General features: G+C 70.7%; 20 protein-coding genes. 8 read left to right on the top strand and 12 right to left on the bottom strand.

What is annotated here, in order from left to right; translation table 11 throughout:
- The first annotated feature begins 75 nt into the window (after positions 1-75).
- A complete protein-coding gene (locus tag ACFOY2_RS29660; protein ID WP_379531386.1) occupies positions 76-597 on the top strand; it encodes a cysteine dioxygenase family protein in 522 nt (173 codons plus the stop codon).
- Here the strand turns inward: ACFOY2_RS29660 and ACFOY2_RS29655 are convergent.
- Complete coding sequence (locus tag ACFOY2_RS29655; RefSeq protein ID WP_379531385.1) at positions 576-1214, bottom strand: alpha/beta fold hydrolase; 639 nt, start codon at positions 1212-1214, stop codon at positions 576-578. The two genes, ACFOY2_RS29660 and ACFOY2_RS29655, sit on opposite strands and share 22 nt — an antisense overlap.
- A 128-nt stretch (positions 1215-1342) precedes the next feature.
- Between ACFOY2_RS29655 and ACFOY2_RS29650 the strand changes: the two genes are divergently transcribed.
- The 3 genes from ACFOY2_RS29650 (at position 1343) to ACFOY2_RS29640 (ending at position 2840) form a co-directional block, all read left to right on the top strand.
- A complete protein-coding gene (locus tag ACFOY2_RS29650; protein ID WP_379531384.1) occupies positions 1343-1954 on the top strand; it encodes a winged helix-turn-helix domain-containing protein in 612 nt (203 codons plus the stop codon).
- Entirely contained in the window at positions 1954-2127 is a 174-nt protein-coding gene (locus tag ACFOY2_RS29645; RefSeq protein ID WP_379531383.1) for a hypothetical protein, read from the top strand. Before ACFOY2_RS29650 ends, ACFOY2_RS29645 begins: the two co-directional genes overlap by 1 nt.
- Before the next feature lie 224 nt (positions 2128-2351).
- Positions 2352-2840 (top strand): NUDIX domain-containing protein, encoded by a 489-nt coding sequence (locus ACFOY2_RS29640; RefSeq protein WP_379531382.1) that lies wholly within the window; start codon positions 2352-2354, stop codon positions 2838-2840.
- On the opposite strand, the gene ACFOY2_RS29635 is transcribed toward ACFOY2_RS29640, so the two are convergent.
- Entirely contained in the window at positions 2837-4192 is a 1356-nt protein-coding gene (locus tag ACFOY2_RS29635; RefSeq protein WP_379531381.1) for a dipeptidase, read from the bottom strand. The genes ACFOY2_RS29640 and ACFOY2_RS29635 overlap by 4 nt on opposite strands.
- A 243-nt stretch (positions 4193-4435) precedes the next feature.
- Between ACFOY2_RS29635 and ACFOY2_RS29630 the strand changes: the two genes are divergently transcribed.
- Together ACFOY2_RS29630 and ald are read left to right on the top strand one after the other, a co-directional pair.
- Positions 4436-5818, top strand: a complete 1383-nt coding sequence (locus ACFOY2_RS29630; protein ID WP_379531380.1) for an aspartate aminotransferase family protein — start codon at positions 4436-4438, stop codon at positions 5816-5818.
- Between the two features lie 63 nt (positions 5819-5881).
- Positions 5882-6991, top strand: a complete 1110-nt coding sequence (gene ald / locus ACFOY2_RS29625; RefSeq protein WP_379531379.1) for an alanine dehydrogenase — start codon at positions 5882-5884, stop codon at positions 6989-6991.
- A 27-nt stretch (positions 6992-7018) separates the two neighbouring features.
- Here ald and ACFOY2_RS29620 read toward each other — a convergent pair whose 3' ends face one another.
- From ACFOY2_RS29620 to ACFOY2_RS29590, 7 genes are all read right to left on the bottom strand, one after another.
- Positions 7019-8404, bottom strand: a complete 1386-nt coding sequence (locus ACFOY2_RS29620; protein WP_379531378.1) for a tetratricopeptide repeat protein — start codon at positions 8402-8404, stop codon at positions 7019-7021.
- Between the two features lie 54 nt (positions 8405-8458).
- Positions 8459-9316, bottom strand: coding sequence for an urease accessory protein UreH domain-containing protein (locus tag ACFOY2_RS29615; RefSeq protein ID WP_379531377.1), 858 nt, complete (start codon positions 9314-9316; stop codon positions 8459-8461).
- A 47-nt stretch (positions 9317-9363) separates the two neighbouring features.
- The gene (locus ACFOY2_RS29610) at positions 9364-9564 is read right to left on the bottom strand and encodes a hypothetical protein (RefSeq protein WP_379531376.1); all 201 of its coding nucleotides are present in this window, start codon (positions 9562-9564) and stop codon (positions 9364-9366) included.
- A 101-nt stretch (positions 9565-9665) separates the two neighbouring features.
- Positions 9666-10037, bottom strand: coding sequence for a VOC family protein (locus ACFOY2_RS29605; protein WP_379531375.1), 372 nt, complete (start codon positions 10035-10037; stop codon positions 9666-9668).
- A complete protein-coding gene (locus tag ACFOY2_RS29600) occupies positions 10021-10785 on the bottom strand; it encodes a class I SAM-dependent methyltransferase (RefSeq protein ID WP_379531374.1) in 765 nt (254 codons plus the stop codon). Before ACFOY2_RS29600 ends, ACFOY2_RS29605 begins: the two co-directional genes overlap by 17 nt.
- 105 nt (positions 10786-10890) lie before the next feature.
- Positions 10891-11352, bottom strand: a complete 462-nt coding sequence (locus tag ACFOY2_RS29595; RefSeq protein WP_379531373.1) for a Clp protease N-terminal domain-containing protein — start codon at positions 11350-11352, stop codon at positions 10891-10893.
- Positions 11353-11360: 8 nt separating this feature from the next.
- Positions 11361-11564: a hypothetical protein gene (locus ACFOY2_RS29590; RefSeq protein ID WP_379531372.1), complete on the bottom strand. Its 204-nt coding sequence runs from the start codon at positions 11562-11564 to the stop codon at positions 11361-11363.
- A gap of 51 nt (positions 11565-11615) precedes the next feature.
- Here ACFOY2_RS29590 and ACFOY2_RS29585 point away from each other — a divergent pair, with 51 nt between their 5' ends.
- Positions 11616-13049, top strand: a complete 1434-nt coding sequence (locus tag ACFOY2_RS29585) for an FAD-dependent monooxygenase (protein ID WP_379531371.1) — start codon at positions 11616-11618, stop codon at positions 13047-13049.
- On the opposite strand, the gene ACFOY2_RS29580 is transcribed toward ACFOY2_RS29585, so the two are convergent.
- Both ACFOY2_RS29580 and ACFOY2_RS29575 read right to left on the bottom strand, forming a co-directional pair.
- A complete protein-coding gene (locus ACFOY2_RS29580) occupies positions 13030-13677 on the bottom strand; it encodes a response regulator (protein WP_379531370.1) in 648 nt (215 codons plus the stop codon). The genes ACFOY2_RS29585 and ACFOY2_RS29580 overlap by 20 nt on opposite strands.
- Positions 13674-14780, bottom strand: a complete 1107-nt coding sequence (locus ACFOY2_RS29575) for a sensor histidine kinase (RefSeq protein ID WP_379531369.1) — start codon at positions 14778-14780, stop codon at positions 13674-13676. The genes ACFOY2_RS29580 and ACFOY2_RS29575 overlap by 4 nt, the downstream gene beginning before the upstream one ends.
- Positions 14781-14875: 95 nt before the next feature.
- Between ACFOY2_RS29575 and ggt the strand changes: the two genes are divergently transcribed.
- A complete protein-coding gene (gene ggt / locus ACFOY2_RS29570) occupies positions 14876-16603 on the top strand; it encodes a gamma-glutamyltransferase (protein WP_379531368.1) in 1728 nt (575 codons plus the stop codon).
- On the opposite strand, the gene ACFOY2_RS29565 is transcribed toward ggt, so the two are convergent.
- Positions 16593-18047: a flavin-containing monooxygenase gene (locus ACFOY2_RS29565; protein ID WP_379531367.1), complete on the bottom strand. Its 1455-nt coding sequence runs from the start codon at positions 18045-18047 to the stop codon at positions 16593-16595. The two genes, ggt and ACFOY2_RS29565, sit on opposite strands and share 11 nt — an antisense overlap.
- Positions 18048-18159: the final 112 nt, after the last annotated feature.

The raw sequence follows: 18159 nt of genomic DNA, 5'->3' as shown, positions 1-18159 counted from the left end.
CCGGGACCGGTCCCGGGGTCACGGTCGCTCCCGTGGAAGGGGAAGAATGGAAGTATCCGCACTTAGGGGGATGTCATGAAGGCCACCACGACCAGGCCGGGCCTCGACGCCCTCGTGACCGGGATCTCCGCGATCGTCGCCCGCGGGCTCGACCGCAGGCACACCGCGTACGCCGTCGCCGACCTGCTCCGCGACCGGCTGCCCGGCCTCGACCTCCTCACGCCCGCCGAACGCGAGGGCTCACCCGACGGGTACGCCTCCCACATCCTCCACGCGCGGGAGGAGTTCTCGATCCTGGCGGTCGTGTGGCGGCCCGGCCAGGACACCGTGATCCACGACCACGTGTCGTGGTGCGCGTTCGGGGTCATCAGCGGCATCGAGCACGAAACCCTCTACCGCGACATGGGCGACCACCTGGTGGAGATCGGCCGCGCCGACAACCGGCCGGGCGAGGTCAGCGGGTTCGCCCCGCCCGGTGACATCCACGAGGTCCGCAACACCAGCGGGGAGACCGGGGTGTCGCTGCACGTCTACGGCGCGAACGTGCTCCGGCTGGGCAGCAGCGTGCGCCGCGTCTACGACCTGCCCGTGAGGTAGTCGGCCAGCTCGCGCGGCCTGGACAACATCACCATGTGACTGCCGTCGATCTCGTCGGGAACGACGCCGAGCCTGTCGCGCACGACCTCGCGCATGAACGCGGGCGTGAAGAACCGGTCGTCGCGGCAGAGCAGGAAACTCGTCGGCACGTCAGGCCAGCTCTCCAGCGGCCACGGCTCCCGCTCGGCCCTGCCCACCTGGTCGCGGCCTCGGGCAAGCGCCTCCTCGGCCAGTTTCTTGGGCACGTCGTGCATGAACAGCGCGATCTCGTCGTCCATGTCGCCCCCGGAAAAACCGGTGTTGCCCCACCAGTCGGACGGCGGCTCGCCGGGAGCCGGGATCATGGCCGCCACCAGCACCAGCCGGTCGGCGGGCACGCGGGCGCAGACGAGCGGGCCGACGAAGCCGCCCCACGAGTGCGCCACCACGACCAGATCACGGCGCTCGCCGACGGCCTCGACCACGGCGTCGGTGTAGTCGGACAGGCCCGAGGACTCCTTGTCGATCGGCAGGTCCACCGCCACCACGTCGTGCCCGCGCTCGCGCAGCTCCGCCGCCACCAGGTGCCAGTCCCACGCCGAACTGCCACCGCCGTGGATCAGCGCGAACGTCGTCATACTTGCTCTCCTTCGATCACCAGTTCGTTCATGACCCCTACCTTCGCATCCAGGACCGACACCGCAAACTGCCGGCGGCTTGCGAAAACTTATTTGCGCAAATTTTCTTTTGCTTCTACGGTTGGGGCATGGCCGCCGACAAATCCCATCGCGTCACAGACCTCGACACCCTCAAGGCGCTGGGGCATCCGCTGCGCATCAAGCTCTACCGAGCCCTCTACGTGGCGGGCACGGCGACGGCCTCGCAGCTTGCCGACGAGGTGGGTGAGGTCGTCTCCCTGGTCAGCTACCACCTGCGCAAGCTGGCGGCCCACGGCATCATCGAGGAGGCGCCGGAGGGCCGCGGCGACGCCAGGGAGCGCTGGTGGCAGCCGATCGCCCAGGGCATCAGCACCAGGGACGAGGATTGGCGCGACTCGCCGGAGGGGGAGGCCGTGCACACCGCCACGTCACGGCTGTGGGCCCGCCAGCTCGGCGAGATGTACGAGCACTACCTGGACACCAAGGACTCCTGGAGCGACGACTGGCGCGACGCGGCCTTCAACTCCGGCTCCATGATGTCGCTGACGGCGGACGAGCTGCGGTGTCTGGGGCAGGAGATCGAGGAGCTCTTCGCGAGGTGGCGGGCTCGTGCCAAGGATGCCCAGGAGGCGGGCGACGTGGCGGGCCGGGAGAAGGTCTCCGTGCACGTGCAAGGGGCCCCATACCGTACCGGATCTCCGCAGAGAGGCAGTTCCTGATGTATCCCGACTTATTCCTCTATGTCGAGCGAGTGCGCGCCCAGGAACTACGCGCCGAGGCCCGGCGCCACCGCCGTCCCCGCACCGGCGACACCTGGCGCACCCGCCTCGGCTGGATCCTGGTGGAAACCGGCCTGCGCCTCGTGCAACGCCGCCACGCCGCCCACGGGTGATCAGGGCACGTCCCCCGCCCGGTCCACGATCCCCGAGCCGAGGACTGCCGAATCCCCGGCGTCTGGCGGGAGGTCGCACCGCACTCCGGCGGCGCGTCCGCCCGGTTCTCCTGTCGCATCTGTTGTCTCTCCTGTGTCTGCGTCATGACACGGGTAATTGCCGCGAAGGCGGACGGCGGTTCCATGAATCTGTACGGTGGGCCGCACAGGAGGAGAGGGGTACGGTGCTGCGGCTTCTCACGCGGGTGTGGAGGTCACTGGACGGGCGTCTGCAGTGGCGGTTGGTGTGGCTGAAGCACGCCACGTTCATGATCGGCGTCACCGGCGTCGTGCGCGACGCGGAAGGGCGGGTGCTGCTGCTCAAGCACCGGCTGTGGCCGGAAGGCCGCCAGTGGGGATGTCCCACCGGCTACGCGAACAGGTCGGAGACCTTGGAGGACACCGTGGTGCGCGAGGTGTTCGAGGAGACCGGCCTGACCGTGGAGGTGGGGCGGCTCATCCGGGTGCGCAGCGGGTTCAGGCTGCGGGTGGAGGTGGCGTACGAGGCCGTGCTCACCGGCGGCACGCTCAGGATCGACCCCGTCGAGGTGCTGGAGGCGGCCTGGTTCAGCCCGGGTGAGCTGCCGGAGGGGACACAGGGCTCGCACCGGCTGCTCATCGAGGCTCCTGGTGCGGGAGGCGTGGGAACGCCTCCCGCACGGGCGAGCGGCTAGACGCCCAGCGCCGAGGGCAGGCTGAGCTCGCGCAGGAACAGGGCCTCCGTGGTGGCGACGCGGCGCAGCTCATCCAGGTTCACCCGCTCGTTCGGCGCGTGGATGGCCGCGTCCTCGTCCTCGGCGCCGAACAGCAGGATCTCGGCCGCGGGGAACTGCTTGAGCAGCGTGTTCACCAGCGGGATCGAGCCGCCCGCCCCGACGTCCCTGGGCCGGCGGCCGAAGGCCCATTCCATGGCCCTGTTGAGGGCGGAGCGGGCCTTGCCGCCCGAGTCGGCCTGGAAGCCCGAGCCGACGGTGAAGTCGCCGAACGACACCTGCACGCCCCACGGCGCCACCTGCCGCAGGAACTCCACCACCGCGTTGACCGTGGTCTTCGGGTCGCCTGCGGGAGGTACGCGGACCGTCACCCGCGCCCGCGCGGCCGGCTGCACCGCGTTGATCGCCCCCGACACCGTCGGCACGTCCAGGCCCGTGACCGTGATCGCGTACGACGACCACAGGCGGTCCGCCAGCGACCCCGACCCCACCAGCGAGACCCCGTCGAGCACCCCGGCCGTCTTCCTGAACTCCTCCTCCGACGGCCCCTGGCCGAGGAAGGCCCCCCTGGGCAGTCCCGGCACGCGGATGTCGCCGTTGTCGTCGTGGAGCGAGGTCAGCATGCGCATCAGCGCCGCCAGCGCGTCCGGGGCGGCGCCGCCGAACGAGCCGCTGTGCAGGGACTCCCGCAGGGTGCGGACCTCGACGGTGAAGGCGGCCATGCCGCGCAGCGAGGTCGTGACGGCGGGGTCGCCGACGCGGGGGTTGCCGGTGTCGGCCACCACGATGGCGTCGGCCCGCAGCAGGTCGGGGTTGCGCTCGACGAACGCCTCCAGACGCTCGCCCGCGTACTCCTCCTGGCCCTCGATGAGGACCTTGATGCCCACGGGGAACTGGCCCTGGAAGACCCGCAGGGCGGTGACGTGGGAAATGATGCCCGACTTGTCGTCCGCGCAGCCCCGCCCGTAAAGCTGGCCGTCGATCAGGGTGGGCTCGAAGGGCGGCGTGCGCCAGGCGTTCAGGTCGCCGGCGGGCTGCACGTCGTAGTGCGCGTACAGCAGGACCGTCGGCATGCCGGGCGGCGCGGGGGCCTCGCCGAAGACCGCGGGGAAGCTGCCCTCGACGGGAACCTGCTGGACGCGCGGCAGGCCGACCGACCGCAGCAGCTCCTCCGTCAGTTTGGCCGCGGCGAACACGGGCTCTTCCGGGTGGCCGGGGAAGGCGACGGAGGGTATGGCGGCTAGTCGCTTGAGCTCTTCGATCGCCTGTGGCATCGAAGCTGCCACGGCGCTCTCAATCTGATCAGGAGTCACGGACGGTCCCCCGGGGATCGTTCTTTACATAAGTGGACAGTTTGTTCTCATTGGATCACACCACGTTCCAATGTGCGGAAACGCTGGCTTGACCCGCGCGACAATCTACCTGCGGATTTCGTTGCCGTTACATGAGGGTTCTGCGGATCTCGATTATCTTGCACAGTGTCGCTACCGATTCGCTTGGCAAAGCGCAGGTGAACATGCAGACTGTGGGGAGTTCAGACACGAGGGAAGATAACCATGACGCAGCCGGAACACGACGTCCTCAAGGCCGCGCAAGACAACCTGTGGTTGCACTTCACCAGGCACAGCTCCTACCAGCAGTCCGAGATCCCCACCATCGTGCGCGGTGAGGGGTCCTACATCTACGACATCCACGGCAAGCGTTATCTCGACGGGCTGGCGGGCCTGTTCGTGGTCCAGGTCGGCCACGGGCGCCAGGAACTGGCGGAGGCCGCCGCCAAGCAGGCGCAGGAGCTGGCGTTCTTCCCGCTGTGGTCGTATGCGCACCCCAAGGCCGCCGAACTCGCCCAGCGGCTGGCCGAGCAGACCCCCGGCGACCTCAACCGCGTCTTCTTCACCACCGGCGGCGGCGAGGCGGTGGAGACCGCCTGGAAGCTGGCCAAGCAGTACTACAAGGAGATCGGCAAGCCGCTCAAGCACAAGGTCATCAGCCGTCAGGTCGCCTACCACGGCACCCCGCAGGGCGCCCTGTCGATCACCGGCATCCCGGCGTTCAAGCAGATGTTCGAGCCGCTCGTCCCCGGCTCCGTCCGCGTGCCCAACACCAACCACTACCGCGCCGACGAGATCAGCGGCGTCGCGGGCATGACCCCCGAGGAGTACGGCCGCTGGGCCGCCGACCGCGTGGCCCAGGCCATCGAGATGGAGGGCCCCGACACGGTGGCCGCCGTCTTCGCCGAGCCCGTGCAGAACGCCGGCGGCTGCCTCCCGCCCCCGCCCGGCTACTTCCAGCGCCTGCGCGAGATCTGCGACGAATACGACGTGCTGCTCGTCTCCGACGAGGTCATCTGCGCCTTCGGCCGGCTCGGCACCATGTTCGGCGGCCAGAAGTTCGACTACGTGCCCGACATCATCACCTGCGCCAAGGGCCTGACGAGTGGCTACTCGCCCATCGGCGCCATGATCGCGCACGATCGGCTGTTCGAGCCGTTCAAGAGCGGCGAGACGATGTTCGCGCATGGATACACCTTTGGCGGCCACCCTGTATCCTCGGCCGTAGCGCTGGCGAATCTCGACATCTTCGAGCGCGAAGACCTGCTGGGTCACGTGACGAAGAACGAGCCGCTGTTCCGGCAGACCCTCGACGACCTGCGCGACCTGCCGATCGTCGGCGACGTGCGCGGATCCGGCTACTTCTGGGGCCTTGAGCTCGTCAAGGACAAGGCCACCAAGGAGACGTTCTCCGCGGAGGAGTCGGAGCGGTTGTTGCGCGGATTCTTGTCGAAGGCACTGTTCGAAGCGGGCCTTTACTGTCGCGCCGACGACCGCGGCGACCCCGTCATCCAGCTCGCGCCCCCGCTGATCGCGGGGCCGAGGGAGTTCGACGAAATCGGGTCCATCCTGCGCGGCGTGCTCACGGAAGCGTGGGCTCGTTTGTAAAAAAATCGCCGTACCCCTTCATCCGGTACGACGAAGTACCGGTTCCCGAAAGGATCTACCACCATGAAGATCGGCGTCCCTGCCGAGGTGAAGAACCACGAATATCGTGTCGCCGCCACCCCGGCGGGGGTTCACGAACTGGTGCGCAATGGCCACGACGTGCTCGTCCAGCGGAGCGCGGGCCTGGGCTCGCACATCACGGACGAGGAATATCTCGCGGCCGGCGCGAAGATCCTCGACAGCGCCGACGCCGTATGGGGCGAGGCGGACCTGGTGCTCAAGGTCAAGGAGCCGATCGCGGAGGAGTACCACCGGCTGCGCGACGGGCTGATCCTGTTCACCTACCTGCACCTGGCCGCCTCCCGCCCCTGCACCGACGCGCTTCTCGCCGCCGGGACCACGGGCATCGCGTACGAGACCGTGCAGGTCGGCAACGCCCTGCCGCTGCTCGCCCCGATGTCCGAGGTCGCAGGGCGTCTGGCCCCGCAGGTGGGCGCCTACAACCTGATGCGCTTCAACGGCGGCAGGGGCGTCCTGCCGGGCGGCGTCCCCGGCGTGGCCCCGGCCAAGGTCGTCGTGATCGGCGGCGGCGTCTCCGGGCTGAACGCGGCCCAGATCGCCGTCGGCATGGGCGCCGAGGTCACCGTCCTGGACACCAACGTCGACCGGCTGCGCTTCATCGATGCGATCTACCAGGGCCGGCTCAAGACGCTGGTCTCGACCTCGTACGCGATCGAGCAGGAGGTCCTGCAGGCCGACCTGGTCATCGGCGCGGTGCTCATCCCGGGCGCCAAGGCCCCGACGCTGGTCTCCAACGAGCTGGTCGCGCGCATGAAGCCGGGCTCCGTGCTCGTCGACATCGCCATCGACCAGGGCGGCTGCTTCGAGGACTCGCGCCCGACCACGCACGCGGACCCGACCTACACGGTGCACGGGTCGGTCTTCTACTGCGTGGCCAACATGCCGGGCTCCGTGGCCAACACCTCCACGAACGCCCTGACGAACGCGACCCTCCCGTACGCCGTCAAGCTGGCCAACCTCGGCTGGCGCGAGGCGCTGAAGGGCGACGTCGCGCTCGCGGGCGGCCTCAACACGCACGGCGGCCGGCTCACCAACCGGCCGGTCGCCGACGCGCTCGGGCTGCCGTTCACGCCGATCACCGACGTGCTCTAATCGGCTGGAGAGTACGGCCCGCGATCGCTAGCGGACGCCCAGTCGCCGGCGAAGGTCGCGGGCCGTGGCCAGGACGTGCTGGATCTCGCCGGGGCTCGGCCACGGCGCGCTGCCGGGACGCAGGAGCGTGCCGCGTACCGACGCCAGATGCTCGATCGCGCTCGCGTGCACCCCGCTGCGCCCCACGAGCCACCCGATCACGTCCGAATGGTCGTGCAGCGGCCTGGTCACCAGGTCCCAGGTGGCCAGGACCTCCGTCAGGTCGGTCACCGACAGTGAGACGCCGCCCCTGCGGCCCGTGGCGGCCGCGGCCAGCTCCGCCCTGGCGGCCAGCTCCGGCTCGGCAGGGCGGCCCCAGGCGGCCGGAGGCGGGTCGGACAACCACTCCCGCGCCTCGTCCAGCTCGCCCGTCACCGACAGCAGCCCGCCCAGCTCCACGGCGGCCCGGTGGTGCCCCGCCCGCGCCGCCTGCCTGAACCAGTGCTGCCCGCCCGCCAGATCACCGAACTCGGCGATCAGCAACAGCCCATAGTTGAAGGCGGACTCGGCGTCCCCGCCGGCCGCCGCCCGGCCGAACCAGTGGCTGGCCGCCGAGCAGTCGCCCAGCTCCACGCAGACGAACGCGGTCATCCGCTGATCCTCCACGCGCCCGGCGTTCGCCGCCCGCTCGAACCAGGCGCGGGCCGTACGCAGGTCGCCTCTGGACAGCGCGATCCCGCCGAGCCGGGAGGCGGCGCCCGGATGCTCGTTCTTGGCCGCCAGCCGGTAGTAGACCTCCGCGCCCTCGGGGTCGCGGCTGGCGTGCAGGTAGAGGCCCATGCAGTACGCGGAGTCGGCGTGGCCGCCCCTGAGCGCGTACTCCCACCAGTGCACGCTCTCCTCGTCCTCGCCCGCGGAGTAGGCCAGGAAGCCCAGGTCGTGGGCGCTGGCCACGTCGCCGTCGCCGGCCGCCCTGCGGTGCCATTCGCGGGCCGCCGTCAGCTCGCCCGAGTCCTCGCACATCAGGGCCAGCCTGCGCGTGGCGCTCCGCGATCCGGCCAGGGCCGCGCTCTCGAACCACCTTTTGGCCCCCTCGGCGTCGCCGCACTGCTCCAGCAGGAGCGAGGCCAGGTTGGCCGCCGCCTCGGCGTCGCCGGTGGCGGCGGCGATCTCGTACCAGGCGACGGCCTCCTCCAGGCTGCCGTGCTTCTCGTGCCAGACGCCCAGGTTGTACGCGCTGTCGACGTTTCCTGCCGCCGCGGACAGTTCCCACCAGTGTTTGGCCGCCACGCGGTCGCCGTGCTGGGCGTAGAGCCTGCCGAGCCGATGCGCGGCCTGCGCGTCACCCGCCTGCGCGGCGGCCAGCAACTCGGGCTCGTCTCCCACGCGTGGCGCCGGAACGGACGGCGCCGCCACCTCTCCATGCCAGGGCATTCCGACAGCGTGGCACGTGATCGCCCGATCGCGAACAGTAATCGCCGACAGCCGCTAGGAGAAGTTGATGATTCCCGTGAACATGCCCATCCCGCAGACGTACCGCAGCGGCCCGGGAGGCTGGGGCGGCAGGCGGACGGTGGCCGGGAGCGCGACGTCGCGGCCGTCGATGGTGACGGTGCTCGTGCAGCCCCGCTCCGCCACCTTGAAGATCACCTCGACGGGCACGCCGGCGCGGGCCGTCACGAAGGCGGGCCGGTAGCCGTCACGGGTGGCCCACACGGTGACGACCCGAGGGGCGGGGGTGGGCGCCGACAGACTGGACGTCGACAAGGGGGCCGTGGTGTCGGTGGGGAGCCAGCCGCCCAGGTTGAGCCCGGAGCCGATGGTCCAGAGCCCGGCGGCCACCGCCACCACTCCGGCCACCCTGGCCAGGCGGGTGCGTGAGACGCGCCGCAACACGTACCCGAGCAGCGCGAGCGCCGGAGTCGTGCCGATCACGAACCCCGCCATGGCCGCCGCCCCCGCCAGCGGCGAGCCGGAGGAGACGGCGATCATCTCCATGCTGATCGTCACGCCGCACGGCACCAGGATGGTGGCCGCACCCAGCAGCGGCGCCTTGTACCTGGAGACCGGACGTTCGGACGGCGGCGCGCACCGGCCGCGCCTCATGAGCCTGACGGCGAACACGATCACCATGACCCCGGCCGCGACGAGCAGCGCCGCCCGCGCCCTCGGCGGCAGGCTGACGGCCGAGCCGAGCAGCCCGAGCAGCGCCCCCGTCGCGGTGTAGGAGGCCAGCCGCCCGGCCAGGAACCAGCCGACCAGCACGGGATCACGCCCGTGACAGCGGTCGACCAGGCCCATCAGCAGCCCGCCCTGCGCAGCGGCGCACGAGGCGGTCCCCGCCACCAGCCCGGCGGCGGCTCCGCCGGCGAGCAGGGCGGCGGCCTGGCCGCTCAGTGGACGAGCGCCAGGCTGTCCAGGGATCCGCTCTTGGCGGCCTCCACGATCGAGCTGAACTGGTCGAGGCTCATCTCCACACGCTGGCCGAAGTCGTCGGTGATGATCACCTGGCGCTCCTCGGGAGCCGAGTGGTCGACGAACAGCTCGGGGCACCCGCAGTTGCACGAACCGCAGAATCTGGCGATTGACCGCATTCCTGTCACCACTCTCTACGAAGCCGTATACGCAACGTAACGCGGCTTGATGAATGCGGCCAGTGACAGTTGTTGCACCCTTAGTAACGTTTGAGGGGATTCTAGGAGACGCAGAACTCGTTACCCTCGGGGTCTGCCAGCACGACCCAGTCGTCGTACGTGGCCAGCACCGTGGCCCCGAGCCCGGTCAACCGGGCGATCTCGGCGTCGAGGTCGTCGGCCCGCAGGTCGAGGTGGAGCCGGTTCTTGACGATCTTACGCTCGGGGACGCGCTGGAAGAACAGCCTCGGTGGGCCGCCCTCGACCAGCACCGTCGGGTCGTCCTCCGGGTCGTCGATCCCGTTGGCGCGCAGCCGCGCCAATTCCTCCTCGTCGTAGGGCGCCACGGCGTAACCGTCGAGCGCCGCCGCCCAGAACCGGGCCAGCGACGCCGGATGCCGGCAGTCGATCACCACGTCATGCAGGCCGGCCACCGTACCTCCGCGCCTCGATGAGGAAACGGGCGGAACGGGCGACGAACGGCCCCTCCGCCTCGATGCGTTCGTGCAGCGCCCGCAGCTTGTCGCGGTAACGCTCGACGGAGAACCCCGGCACGATCCAGATCACCTTCCGCAAGAAGTAGATCACCGCCCCGATGTCGCGGAACTCCATCCGCAACCGTTCTGAACGCAGGTCCACGACCTCAAAGCCTGCCGACTCGGCCGCCGCCCTGGCCTGTTCCGGGTCGCGGGAGGAGCCGTCGTGCGGCCCGATGAAATAGCCGGTCAGCTCGGTGACGCTCCACGGGCCGACCTGCTGGGAGAAGTACGTCCCGCCGGGGCGCAGCACCCGGGCGATCTCCTCCCACCACGTCGCCACGGGATGGCGGCTGGTCACCAGGTCGAAGACCCCGGTTCCGAACGGCAGGCGCGGCTCGTCGTCGTCGGCCACCACCCATGCCCCGCGCGGGCGCAACCGGGAGGCCGCCAGCCTCAGGTTGGGCGGCCACGACTCGGTGGCGACCGTCACCGGCGCCAGAGTCGGCAGAGCGGCCAGGATCTCGCCGCCGCCCGTCTGGAGGTCGAGCGCCGCCCGCGCCCCGGCCATCCGCTCGCCGAGAAGCCGGGAGTATCCCCATGAGGGGCGCTCCTCGGTGGCCCGGCCGTCCAGCCAGGAGAAGTCCCAGCCGTCCACGGACACGGTCTCCGCCTCGCGGACGAGATCGTCGTAGGTGCGCCGCATCCTCCGACCCTGTCAGCGCCGCCGCGCCCTCTTCAATCGATTTTCGCCCCACGACACCGGCAACAGGACAACCCTTTCCCCGACGGGGCCGGGCGGCGGTGTGGGTCAGGCAAGACGGCCGCGTACGGCCGCCCGATCGATGCTGAGGTGATCGATGAGCTGGGCCACCGGATCGGGGCGGCCCTGGGCGAGCAGGGCGAGGACGAGTTGGCGCGGCGCCTCGGCCGCCCGCGTCTTCATGGTCGTGGCCTTGACGGCCTGGTTGATGACCGCCCTGGCGCTGGAGGTGAGAGCGGTGCTGGGGACGGGCGGGTGTTTGCGCGGCGCCCGGGGCAGGTCGGCGGGCCCGGCGTCGAGGCCGAGCAGGCGCAGCGCCTCCCGGTCGAGGGCGTCGAGCCCGGCCCGCGCGTCGGCTGGGTCCACGCCGAGCGCCCGCGCGGCGTCGGGATCGTGCAGGACCCCCAGCAGCAGGTGCTCGGTGCCCAGCCGCCGGTCGCCCCGCTGCCTGGCCTCCTCGAACGCGGCCTTGACGACCACGTGGAAGGGGGTCTTCTTCGTGCCGAACATGGTGGCCCTCACTTCCCGTACTTGGCGTGCACCGACTGTCGTGACATGCCGAGCGCGTCGCCGATCTGCTCCCAGGTCCAGCCCTGCTCCCTGGCCGCCGCCACCGACGCCGCCTCGACCTGCTCGGCCAGCCGGTGCAGGGCGCCCACCGCCCGCAGGCCCATCGCGGGGTCGGTCGACCTGATCCGCTCGGACAGCTCTGTAACGTCCACGGTGTCAGGCTAGATTGACAACGGCGAAATTGTCAATCTAGCCTGACAGCCATGGACGACGTGCTGATCGTAGGGGCCGGGCCCGTGGGGCTCATGCTCGCGTGCGAGCTGAGTCTGGCGGGCGTCCGGTCGATCGTGCTGGACAAAAGGCCGCAACCCGGCGACATCCCCAAGGCCAACGGGCTGGGCGGGCAGATCATCGAATTACTGGACCACCGAGGGCTGCTGGAGCGCTTCAGCGCGGGCAGCCCGTTCTCCGGCCGCGCGCCGGGCTTCCCGTTCGGCGCGGTGCCGCTGAGCTTCGCCGGGCTGGACGACATCCCGATGCGGCTGCTGCTCATCCAGCAACCGCGCCTGGAAGAGCTGCTGACCGAGCGGGCGCTGGAGCTGGGGGCCGAGATCAGGCGGGGGTGCGAGGTGCGCTCGCTCGCCCAGGACGAGGAGGGGGTGACGCTCGACACCACCCGGGGCGAACTGCGGGCGAGGTACGTCGCGGGCTGCGACGGCGCGGGCAGCCGCGTCCGCGAGTGCCTGGGCATCGGCTTCCCCGGCGACACCGAGGAGGAAGGACTGCTGGTCGGCCACTTCAAGGCCGAGGCCGGCACGTTCGAGTCGCTGGAGCGCGACGGCCTGGAACCCGGCTGGACCCGCAGGCCGAACGGGCGCCTGCTGCTCACCTCGCTGCGCGAGGGCGTGCTCATCGCCGGAGTGCGTGAGCGGGGCGACCTGCCGGAGGGCCAGGTCTCCCTGGACGACTTCCGCGCCGCCGTGCACCGGGTGCTGGGGCGCGAGCTGCCGCTGGGGGAGCCGATCTGGATGTCGAGCACCCGCGCGCAGGCCAGGCTCGCCGAGCGTTACCGCGACGGCCGGGTGTTCCTGGCGGGCGACGCGGCGCACCTGTTCCCCGCGGGCGGTTCGGCGCTCAACGTCGGCATGACGGACGCGGTCAACCTCGGCTGGAAGCTGGCCGCGCGGCTGCGCGGGCGGGCCGGCGACCGGCTGCTGGAGACGTACGAGGCAGAGCGGCGGCCCGCAGGGGAACGCACGCTGCTGCAGACCAGGGCCCAGTCGGCGATCGACCGCGTGGCGGGCGAGGACGGCGCCGCGCTGCGCGCCCTGCTCGGCGAGGTGTTCGCCTACGAGCAACCGCTGCGTCACCTGGCCGGGCTGCTGCACGGTGCCGACACGCGTTACGGCGCCGCCGATCATCCGCTGGCCGGCCGGTTCGTGCCGGAGCTGGTGCTGGACGACGGGCGGCGGGTGGCCGAGCTGATGCGCGCCGCCCGTCCCGTGCTGCTGGACCTGGGCGGCGGGGCCGAACTGGACGACCTGGACGGCTGGATCGACGTCGTACGGGCCGCCGCGCCGGACCCGCCCGCCGACGCGCTGCTCATCCGCCCCGACGGCTACGTGGCCTGGGCGGGCGCGGAGGGGATGGCCGAGGCGGTGCGGGTGATGTGCGGGCTCACAACCAGCCGGGCCTGACCAGCCCCGACTCGTAGGCGATCACGACGAGCTGGGCGCGGTCGCGGGCGTGCAGCTTCATCATGGCCCGGCTGACGTGGGTCTTGGCCGTGGCGGGCGACATGAACAGCTTGGCGGCGATCTCGTCGTTGGTCATGCCGGTGCCGACCAGGCAGAGCACCTCGTGTTCGCGTTCGGTGAGCTGGTCGAGGCCGTCGGCGGCGACGGGCTCCTTGGCGCGGGAGGCGTACTCGGCGATCAGCCGGCGGGTCACGCTGGGCGACAGCAGGGCCTCGCCGGCGGCCACCACCCTGACCGCCTGGATCAGCTCGGCGGGTTCTGTGTCCTTGACCAGGAAGCCGCTGGCCCCGCCGCGCAGCGCCTCGAAGACGTACTCGTCCAGCTCGAACGTGGTCAGGATGATGATGCGCGGCCCCGGCGGCATCTGGCGGGTGGCGGTCAGGCCGTCGGTGCCGGGCATGCGGATGTCCATCAGCACCACGTCGGGGTGGTGTTCGCCGGCGAGCCGGACGGCCTGCGCGCCGTCGGAGGCCTCGGCGACCACGGTCATGTCGGGCTGCGCGTCGAGCAGCGCCTTGAAGCCCGCCCGGACCAGCGCCTGGTCGTCGGCCAGCAGCACGTTGATCATGAGGTCTCCTCGGGTAGGGGAAGCCGGGCCTCGACCTGGAAACCGGCGTCCGTCGGGCCGGCGACCAGGGTGCCGCCCAGCGCGGTGGCCCGCTCACGCATGCCGGGGATGCCGTTGCCGCTGCCGGACTCCGACAGTACGGCCGGTTTGGTCGCCCCGGTGTCGGTCACCTGGACGGTCAGTTCGTCCTGGCCGTACTCCAGGCGCACGTCCACCCGCGAGCCGGGCGCGTGCCTGGCGGCGTTGGTGAGCGATTCCTGGACGATCCGGTACGCGGCCCGCTCCACCTGCGGCGGCAGCGGCCGGGCGCCGACGCGTTTCAGCGCCACGTCCATGCCCGACCGCTCGATCAGGTCGTCGAGCCGGTCGAGCCCGGCGGTGGGGGAGCGTGGGGCGCCTTCGCGCAGAACGTTCAGGACCGAGCGCATCTCGCCAAGGACCTCCTTGGAGGCCGTCTTGATGGTGGCCAGGGCGGTTCTGGCCTGTTCCGGGTTGTCGTCGATGAGGTGCAGCGCGGTGGAGGCCTGGACGTGGATGAGCGAGATGTTGTGCGCCAGCACGTCGTGCAGTTCCTGCGCCATGGTCAGCCGCTCCTCGCTGGCCTGCCGCCTGGCCTCCTCCTCGGCGGTCCGCTCCTGGTCCTCCCGGCGGGCCCTGACGATCCTGGCCAGCTCGGCCACCACCATCAGCAGCAGGACGACGGTGAGGATCACCACGTCGTGCAGCGGGCTGCCGCCGCCGATCAGCAAGCCGTAGCTGACGAAGGACAGCACAGTCATCGCGGCCATGAACCAGGCGATCCGCCTGCGTCCCCGCGTGATCAGCAGGAACAGCAGGACCCCCGGGCTGATGAAGCTGGGCCCGTAGGCGTACCCGCCGACCAGGAACAGATCGCACGCCACCAGTGCGAAGACGGTCGACAGCAGCGGGAAGCGGCGGTGCAGGAGGATCGCCAGCGGGCCGACCAGCAGCAGCCCGAAGGCGTAGGGGTCGAGCGGCTCCCTGAACCCCCGCTGCCCCCAGGAGGCGCCCATGGCGATCACGAACTGCGCGGCGGCCACGATCAGGGCGAGGTAGGGGTCGAAACCGTACTTGCGGCGCACGTTCCTACGCTAGTCGAGGCCCTCTGACCTGCGCATCACCCCTGTGTGTGAATAGGCCCTACCACGACGGGCGTACCTGCGCCATCGTGGAGACCATGCGCCGAGTGATCGTTCCCGCAGCAGTTGTCATCGTCTCGCTCGCGTCGGCCCCGCCGGCGTTAGCCGAGCCGCAACAGAAGGTCCCGGTCGCCGAGGGGTACGGCGGCGCCGTCGCCACCGTCGACCTCGACGCCAGCAAGGCCGCCATCTCCGTGCTCAGGAAGGGCGGCAACGCCATGGACGCCGCCGTCGCCGCCGGTGCGGTGCTCGGCGTCACCGAGCCGTACTCCGCGGGCCTGGCCGGCGGCGGCTTCATGGTCTACTACGACGCCAAGCGGCGTAAGGTCTCGACGATCGACGGCCGCGAGACGGCCCCCAGGGCCATGACCTCGACCTCGCTCGAGGGCATCCCGTTCGAGGAGGGCGTCACCAGCGGCCTGTCGGCGGGCGTGCCCGGCACGGTCGCGAACTGGGACCTGGCCCTGCGAAAATTCGGCACGATCTCGCTCAAAGAGGCGCTCAAGCCCGCGATCGAGGTCGCCTCCAAGGGCTTCGTCGTCGACCAGACCTTCTACGACCAGACCGCCTCCAACGCCGCCCGCTTCAAGGACATCGCCTCCACGGCCAAGCTCTACCTGCCGAACGGCGCCCCGCCGCCCGTCGGGTCGACGTTCAAGAACCCCGAGCTCGCCGCCACCTACCGCGAGCTGGGCAAACGTGGCCCAGACTGGCTGTACGGCGGGCAGCTCGGCAAGGAGATCGTCTCCACCGTCAAGCGGCCGCCGCTCACCCCCGGCGCCACCCGCAACGTCAGGCCGGGCCTGATGGAGCTGTCCGACCTGCGCGCCTACCGCGCCCTGCTGCGCGAGCCCACCAAGGTCTCCTACAACGGCATGGACGTCTACGGCATGGCGCCCCCGTCCTCCGGCGGCTCGACGGTCGGCGAGGCGCTCAACATCCTCCAAGCCCTGCCGCAGGTGGGCCTGCACGAATACCTGGAGGCGTCCAGGCTGGCCTTCGCCGACCGGGGCAAGTACGTCGGCGACATCCCCGGCGTGCCCCTGGCCGAACTGCTGTCCGACGGATTCGCCAAGGAGCGGGCCTGCCTGGTCGGCGACAGGGCGATCGCCCACCCGGCCGCGCCGGGGAACCCGGACGGCTCCTACGACGGCTGCCCCCAGCCGACGGGCGAGTCCACCCCGGTCGCGAACGAAGGCCCCGAGACCACCCATCTCGTCGTCGCCGACCGCTGGGGCAACGTGGTCGCCTACAACCTGACCATCGAAGCCACCGGTGGCAACGGCATCGTGGTGCCGGGCCGCGGCGTGCTGCTCAACAACGAGCTGACCGACTTCACCTTCGGCCCGGCCCCCGGCGACCCGAACCTGCCCGGCCCCGGCAAGCGCCCGCGTTCGTCGATGGCGCCGACGCTGGTGTTCGACGGCGGCAAGCCGGTGCTGGCGGCCGGCTCGCCCGGCGGCTCGACGATCATCACGATCGTGCTGCAGATCCTGGTCAACCGCTACGAGCTCGGGATGCGGCTGCCCGAGGCGCTGGCCGCGCCGCGCGCCACGCAGCGCAACACCGAGCAGACGCAGGCCGAGCAGGCGTTCCTGGACCGTCACAGGGCCGAGCTGGAGGCCAAGGGCCACACCTTCGCCCTGAACCCGGAGATCGGCGCCGCCACGGCGCTGGAGTTCGTCGGGCGGGGCCGGATCCAGGCCGTGGCCGAGCCGGTCAGGCGCGGCGGCGGCAGCGCGATGGTGGTCTCCTCTAGTAGATGAGTTCGAAGGCGCCGGGTTTCACCTTCCTCGTACGCGCCCAGTACTCGAAGGTGAAGCCCGGCCAGATCGTCCGGTTGACTCCGTGTTCGTCCAGGTACCAGGACCGGCAGCCGCCCGCGTTCCACACCAGGGGGTCGAGCCGGGCACGCAGCCTGCGGTTGAACGCCCGCTGCGCGTCCGGCCTGACGTCCACGGCCCTGGCCCGGGTTCTGGACAGCAGGCGCAGGCACTCCATGACGTAGTGGACCTGCGATTCGATCATGAACACGACCGAGGTGTGCCCGAGGCCGGTGTTGGGGCCGAGCAGGAAGAACAGGTTCGGGAAGCCCGAGGTCGTGATGCCGTAGTACGCCTCGACGCCGTCCTGCCAGGCGTCCTGGATCTTCAGGCCGTCCCTGCCGACGATGCGCCGGCCGGTGAGCGCGTCCGTGACCCTGAAGCCCGTGCCGTAGACGATCACGTCCACCTCGTGCTCGACGCCGGCGGCGTCCACGATCGAGCGCGGCCTGATCTCGGTGATGGCGTCGGTCACCAGCGAGACGTTCTCCCTGGCCAGGGCCGGATAGTAGTCGCTGGAGATCAGGATGCGCTTGCAGCCGATCAGGTAGTCGGGCGTGAGCCTGCGACGCAGCTCCGGGTCGGGGACCTGCTCCTCCAGGTGCTTCAGCGCCAGCTTCTCGTGGGCCTTCATCAGGCGCGGGTCCACGGCGAAGCCGAGCGCTCTGCTCTCCAGGGCCCAGTAGAGGCCGTAGCGCATGGCCCTGGCCAGGCCGGGCAGGCGCAGCAGGCGCCGGGTGCGGGGCGGGAGGGCGAGGTCCGGTTTGGGGTGCAGCCAGGGGGCCGTGCGCTGGAAGACGGTGAGCCGGCTCGCGACGGGGGCGATCTGGGGGACGAACTGGACGGCGGACGCGCCGGTGCCGATCACGGCCACGCGCTTGCCGGTCAGGTCGGCCGAGTGGTCCCACTGGGCGGAGTGGAAAGCGGGGCCACGAAACAACTCACGTCCCGAAATTTCGGGGAATGACGGGATGTGCAGGGCGCCGATCGCCGACACCACCGCGTTCGCCCGCAGCCGCTCGCCGTCGCCCGTGGTGATCGACCAGTCCCGTCCGCCGTCGTCGTATTCGAGGGCGGTGACCTGCTTGCCGTACCGGATATGGGGCGTGATGCCGTACGTGTCGGCGCACGTGCGAAGGTAGTTCTGGATCTCCTGCTGCGGGGCGAACATCCGGGACCAGCCGGGATTGAGCGCGAAGGAGTAGGAGTACAGGTGCGAGGGAACGTCGCACGCGCAGCCGGGGTAGGCGTTGTCCCGCCAGGTGCCGCCCAGCTCGGCGGCCTTCTCCAGGATCACGAAGTCGTGGAAGCCTGCCTGCTTCAGCCTGATCGCCATGCCGATCCCCGCGAAGCCGGATCCGATGATCACCAACCCGCGCCGAGCCACTGGACCTCCCGGGACAGCGCTCTTATTGGACGTTCAATCCAATGTAAAGCGGCATTCCGGACAAGTCCAGGTGAAACCGGTCACATCCTGCGACGACTATCACCCGCCGCGG

It is taken from the genome of Nonomuraea purpurea (assembly GCF_042650645.1).
GTDB classification, from domain to species: Bacteria; Actinomycetota; Actinomycetes; order Streptosporangiales; family Streptosporangiaceae; genus Nonomuraea; species Nonomuraea purpurea.
This window is presented reverse-complemented; position numbering and strand designations above follow the sequence as displayed.

Excerpts from the sequence above, each read along its gene's own strand:
- ACFOY2_RS29660 (WP_379531386.1), top strand. The coding sequence starts at position 76 with ATGAAGGCCACCACGACCAGGCCGGGCCTCGACGCCCTCGTGACCGGG.
- ACFOY2_RS29655 (WP_379531385.1), bottom strand. The coding sequence starts at position 1,214 with ATGACGACGTTCGCGCTGATCCACGGCGGTGGCAGTTCGGCGTGGGAC.
- ACFOY2_RS29650 (WP_379531384.1), top strand. The coding sequence starts at position 1,343 with ATGGCCGCCGACAAATCCCATCGCGTCACAGACCTCGACACCCTCAAG.
- ACFOY2_RS29645 (WP_379531383.1), top strand. The coding sequence starts at position 1,954 with ATGTATCCCGACTTATTCCTCTATGTCGAGCGAGTGCGCGCCCAGGAA.
- ACFOY2_RS29630 (WP_379531380.1), top strand. The coding sequence starts at position 4,436 with ATGACGCAGCCGGAACACGACGTCCTCAAGGCCGCGCAAGACAACCTG.
- ald (WP_379531379.1), top strand. The coding sequence starts at position 5,882 with ATGAAGATCGGCGTCCCTGCCGAGGTGAAGAACCACGAATATCGTGTC.
- ACFOY2_RS29620 (WP_379531378.1), bottom strand. The coding sequence starts at position 8,404 with ATGCCCTGGCATGGAGAGGTGGCGGCGCCGTCCGTTCCGGCGCCACGC.
- ACFOY2_RS29610 (WP_379531376.1), bottom strand. The coding sequence starts at position 9,564 with ATGCGGTCAATCGCCAGATTCTGCGGTTCGTGCAACTGCGGGTGCCCC.
- ACFOY2_RS29600 (WP_379531374.1), bottom strand. The coding sequence starts at position 10,785 with ATGCGGCGCACCTACGACGATCTCGTCCGCGAGGCGGAGACCGTGTCC.
- ACFOY2_RS29595 (WP_379531373.1), bottom strand. The coding sequence starts at position 11,352 with ATGTTCGGCACGAAGAAGACCCCCTTCCACGTGGTCGTCAAGGCCGCG.
- ACFOY2_RS29585 (WP_379531371.1), top strand. The coding sequence starts at position 11,616 with ATGGACGACGTGCTGATCGTAGGGGCCGGGCCCGTGGGGCTCATGCTC.
- ACFOY2_RS29580 (WP_379531370.1), bottom strand. The coding sequence starts at position 13,677 with ATGATCAACGTGCTGCTGGCCGACGACCAGGCGCTGGTCCGGGCGGGC.
- ggt (WP_379531368.1), top strand. The coding sequence starts at position 14,876 with ATGCGCCGAGTGATCGTTCCCGCAGCAGTTGTCATCGTCTCGCTCGCG.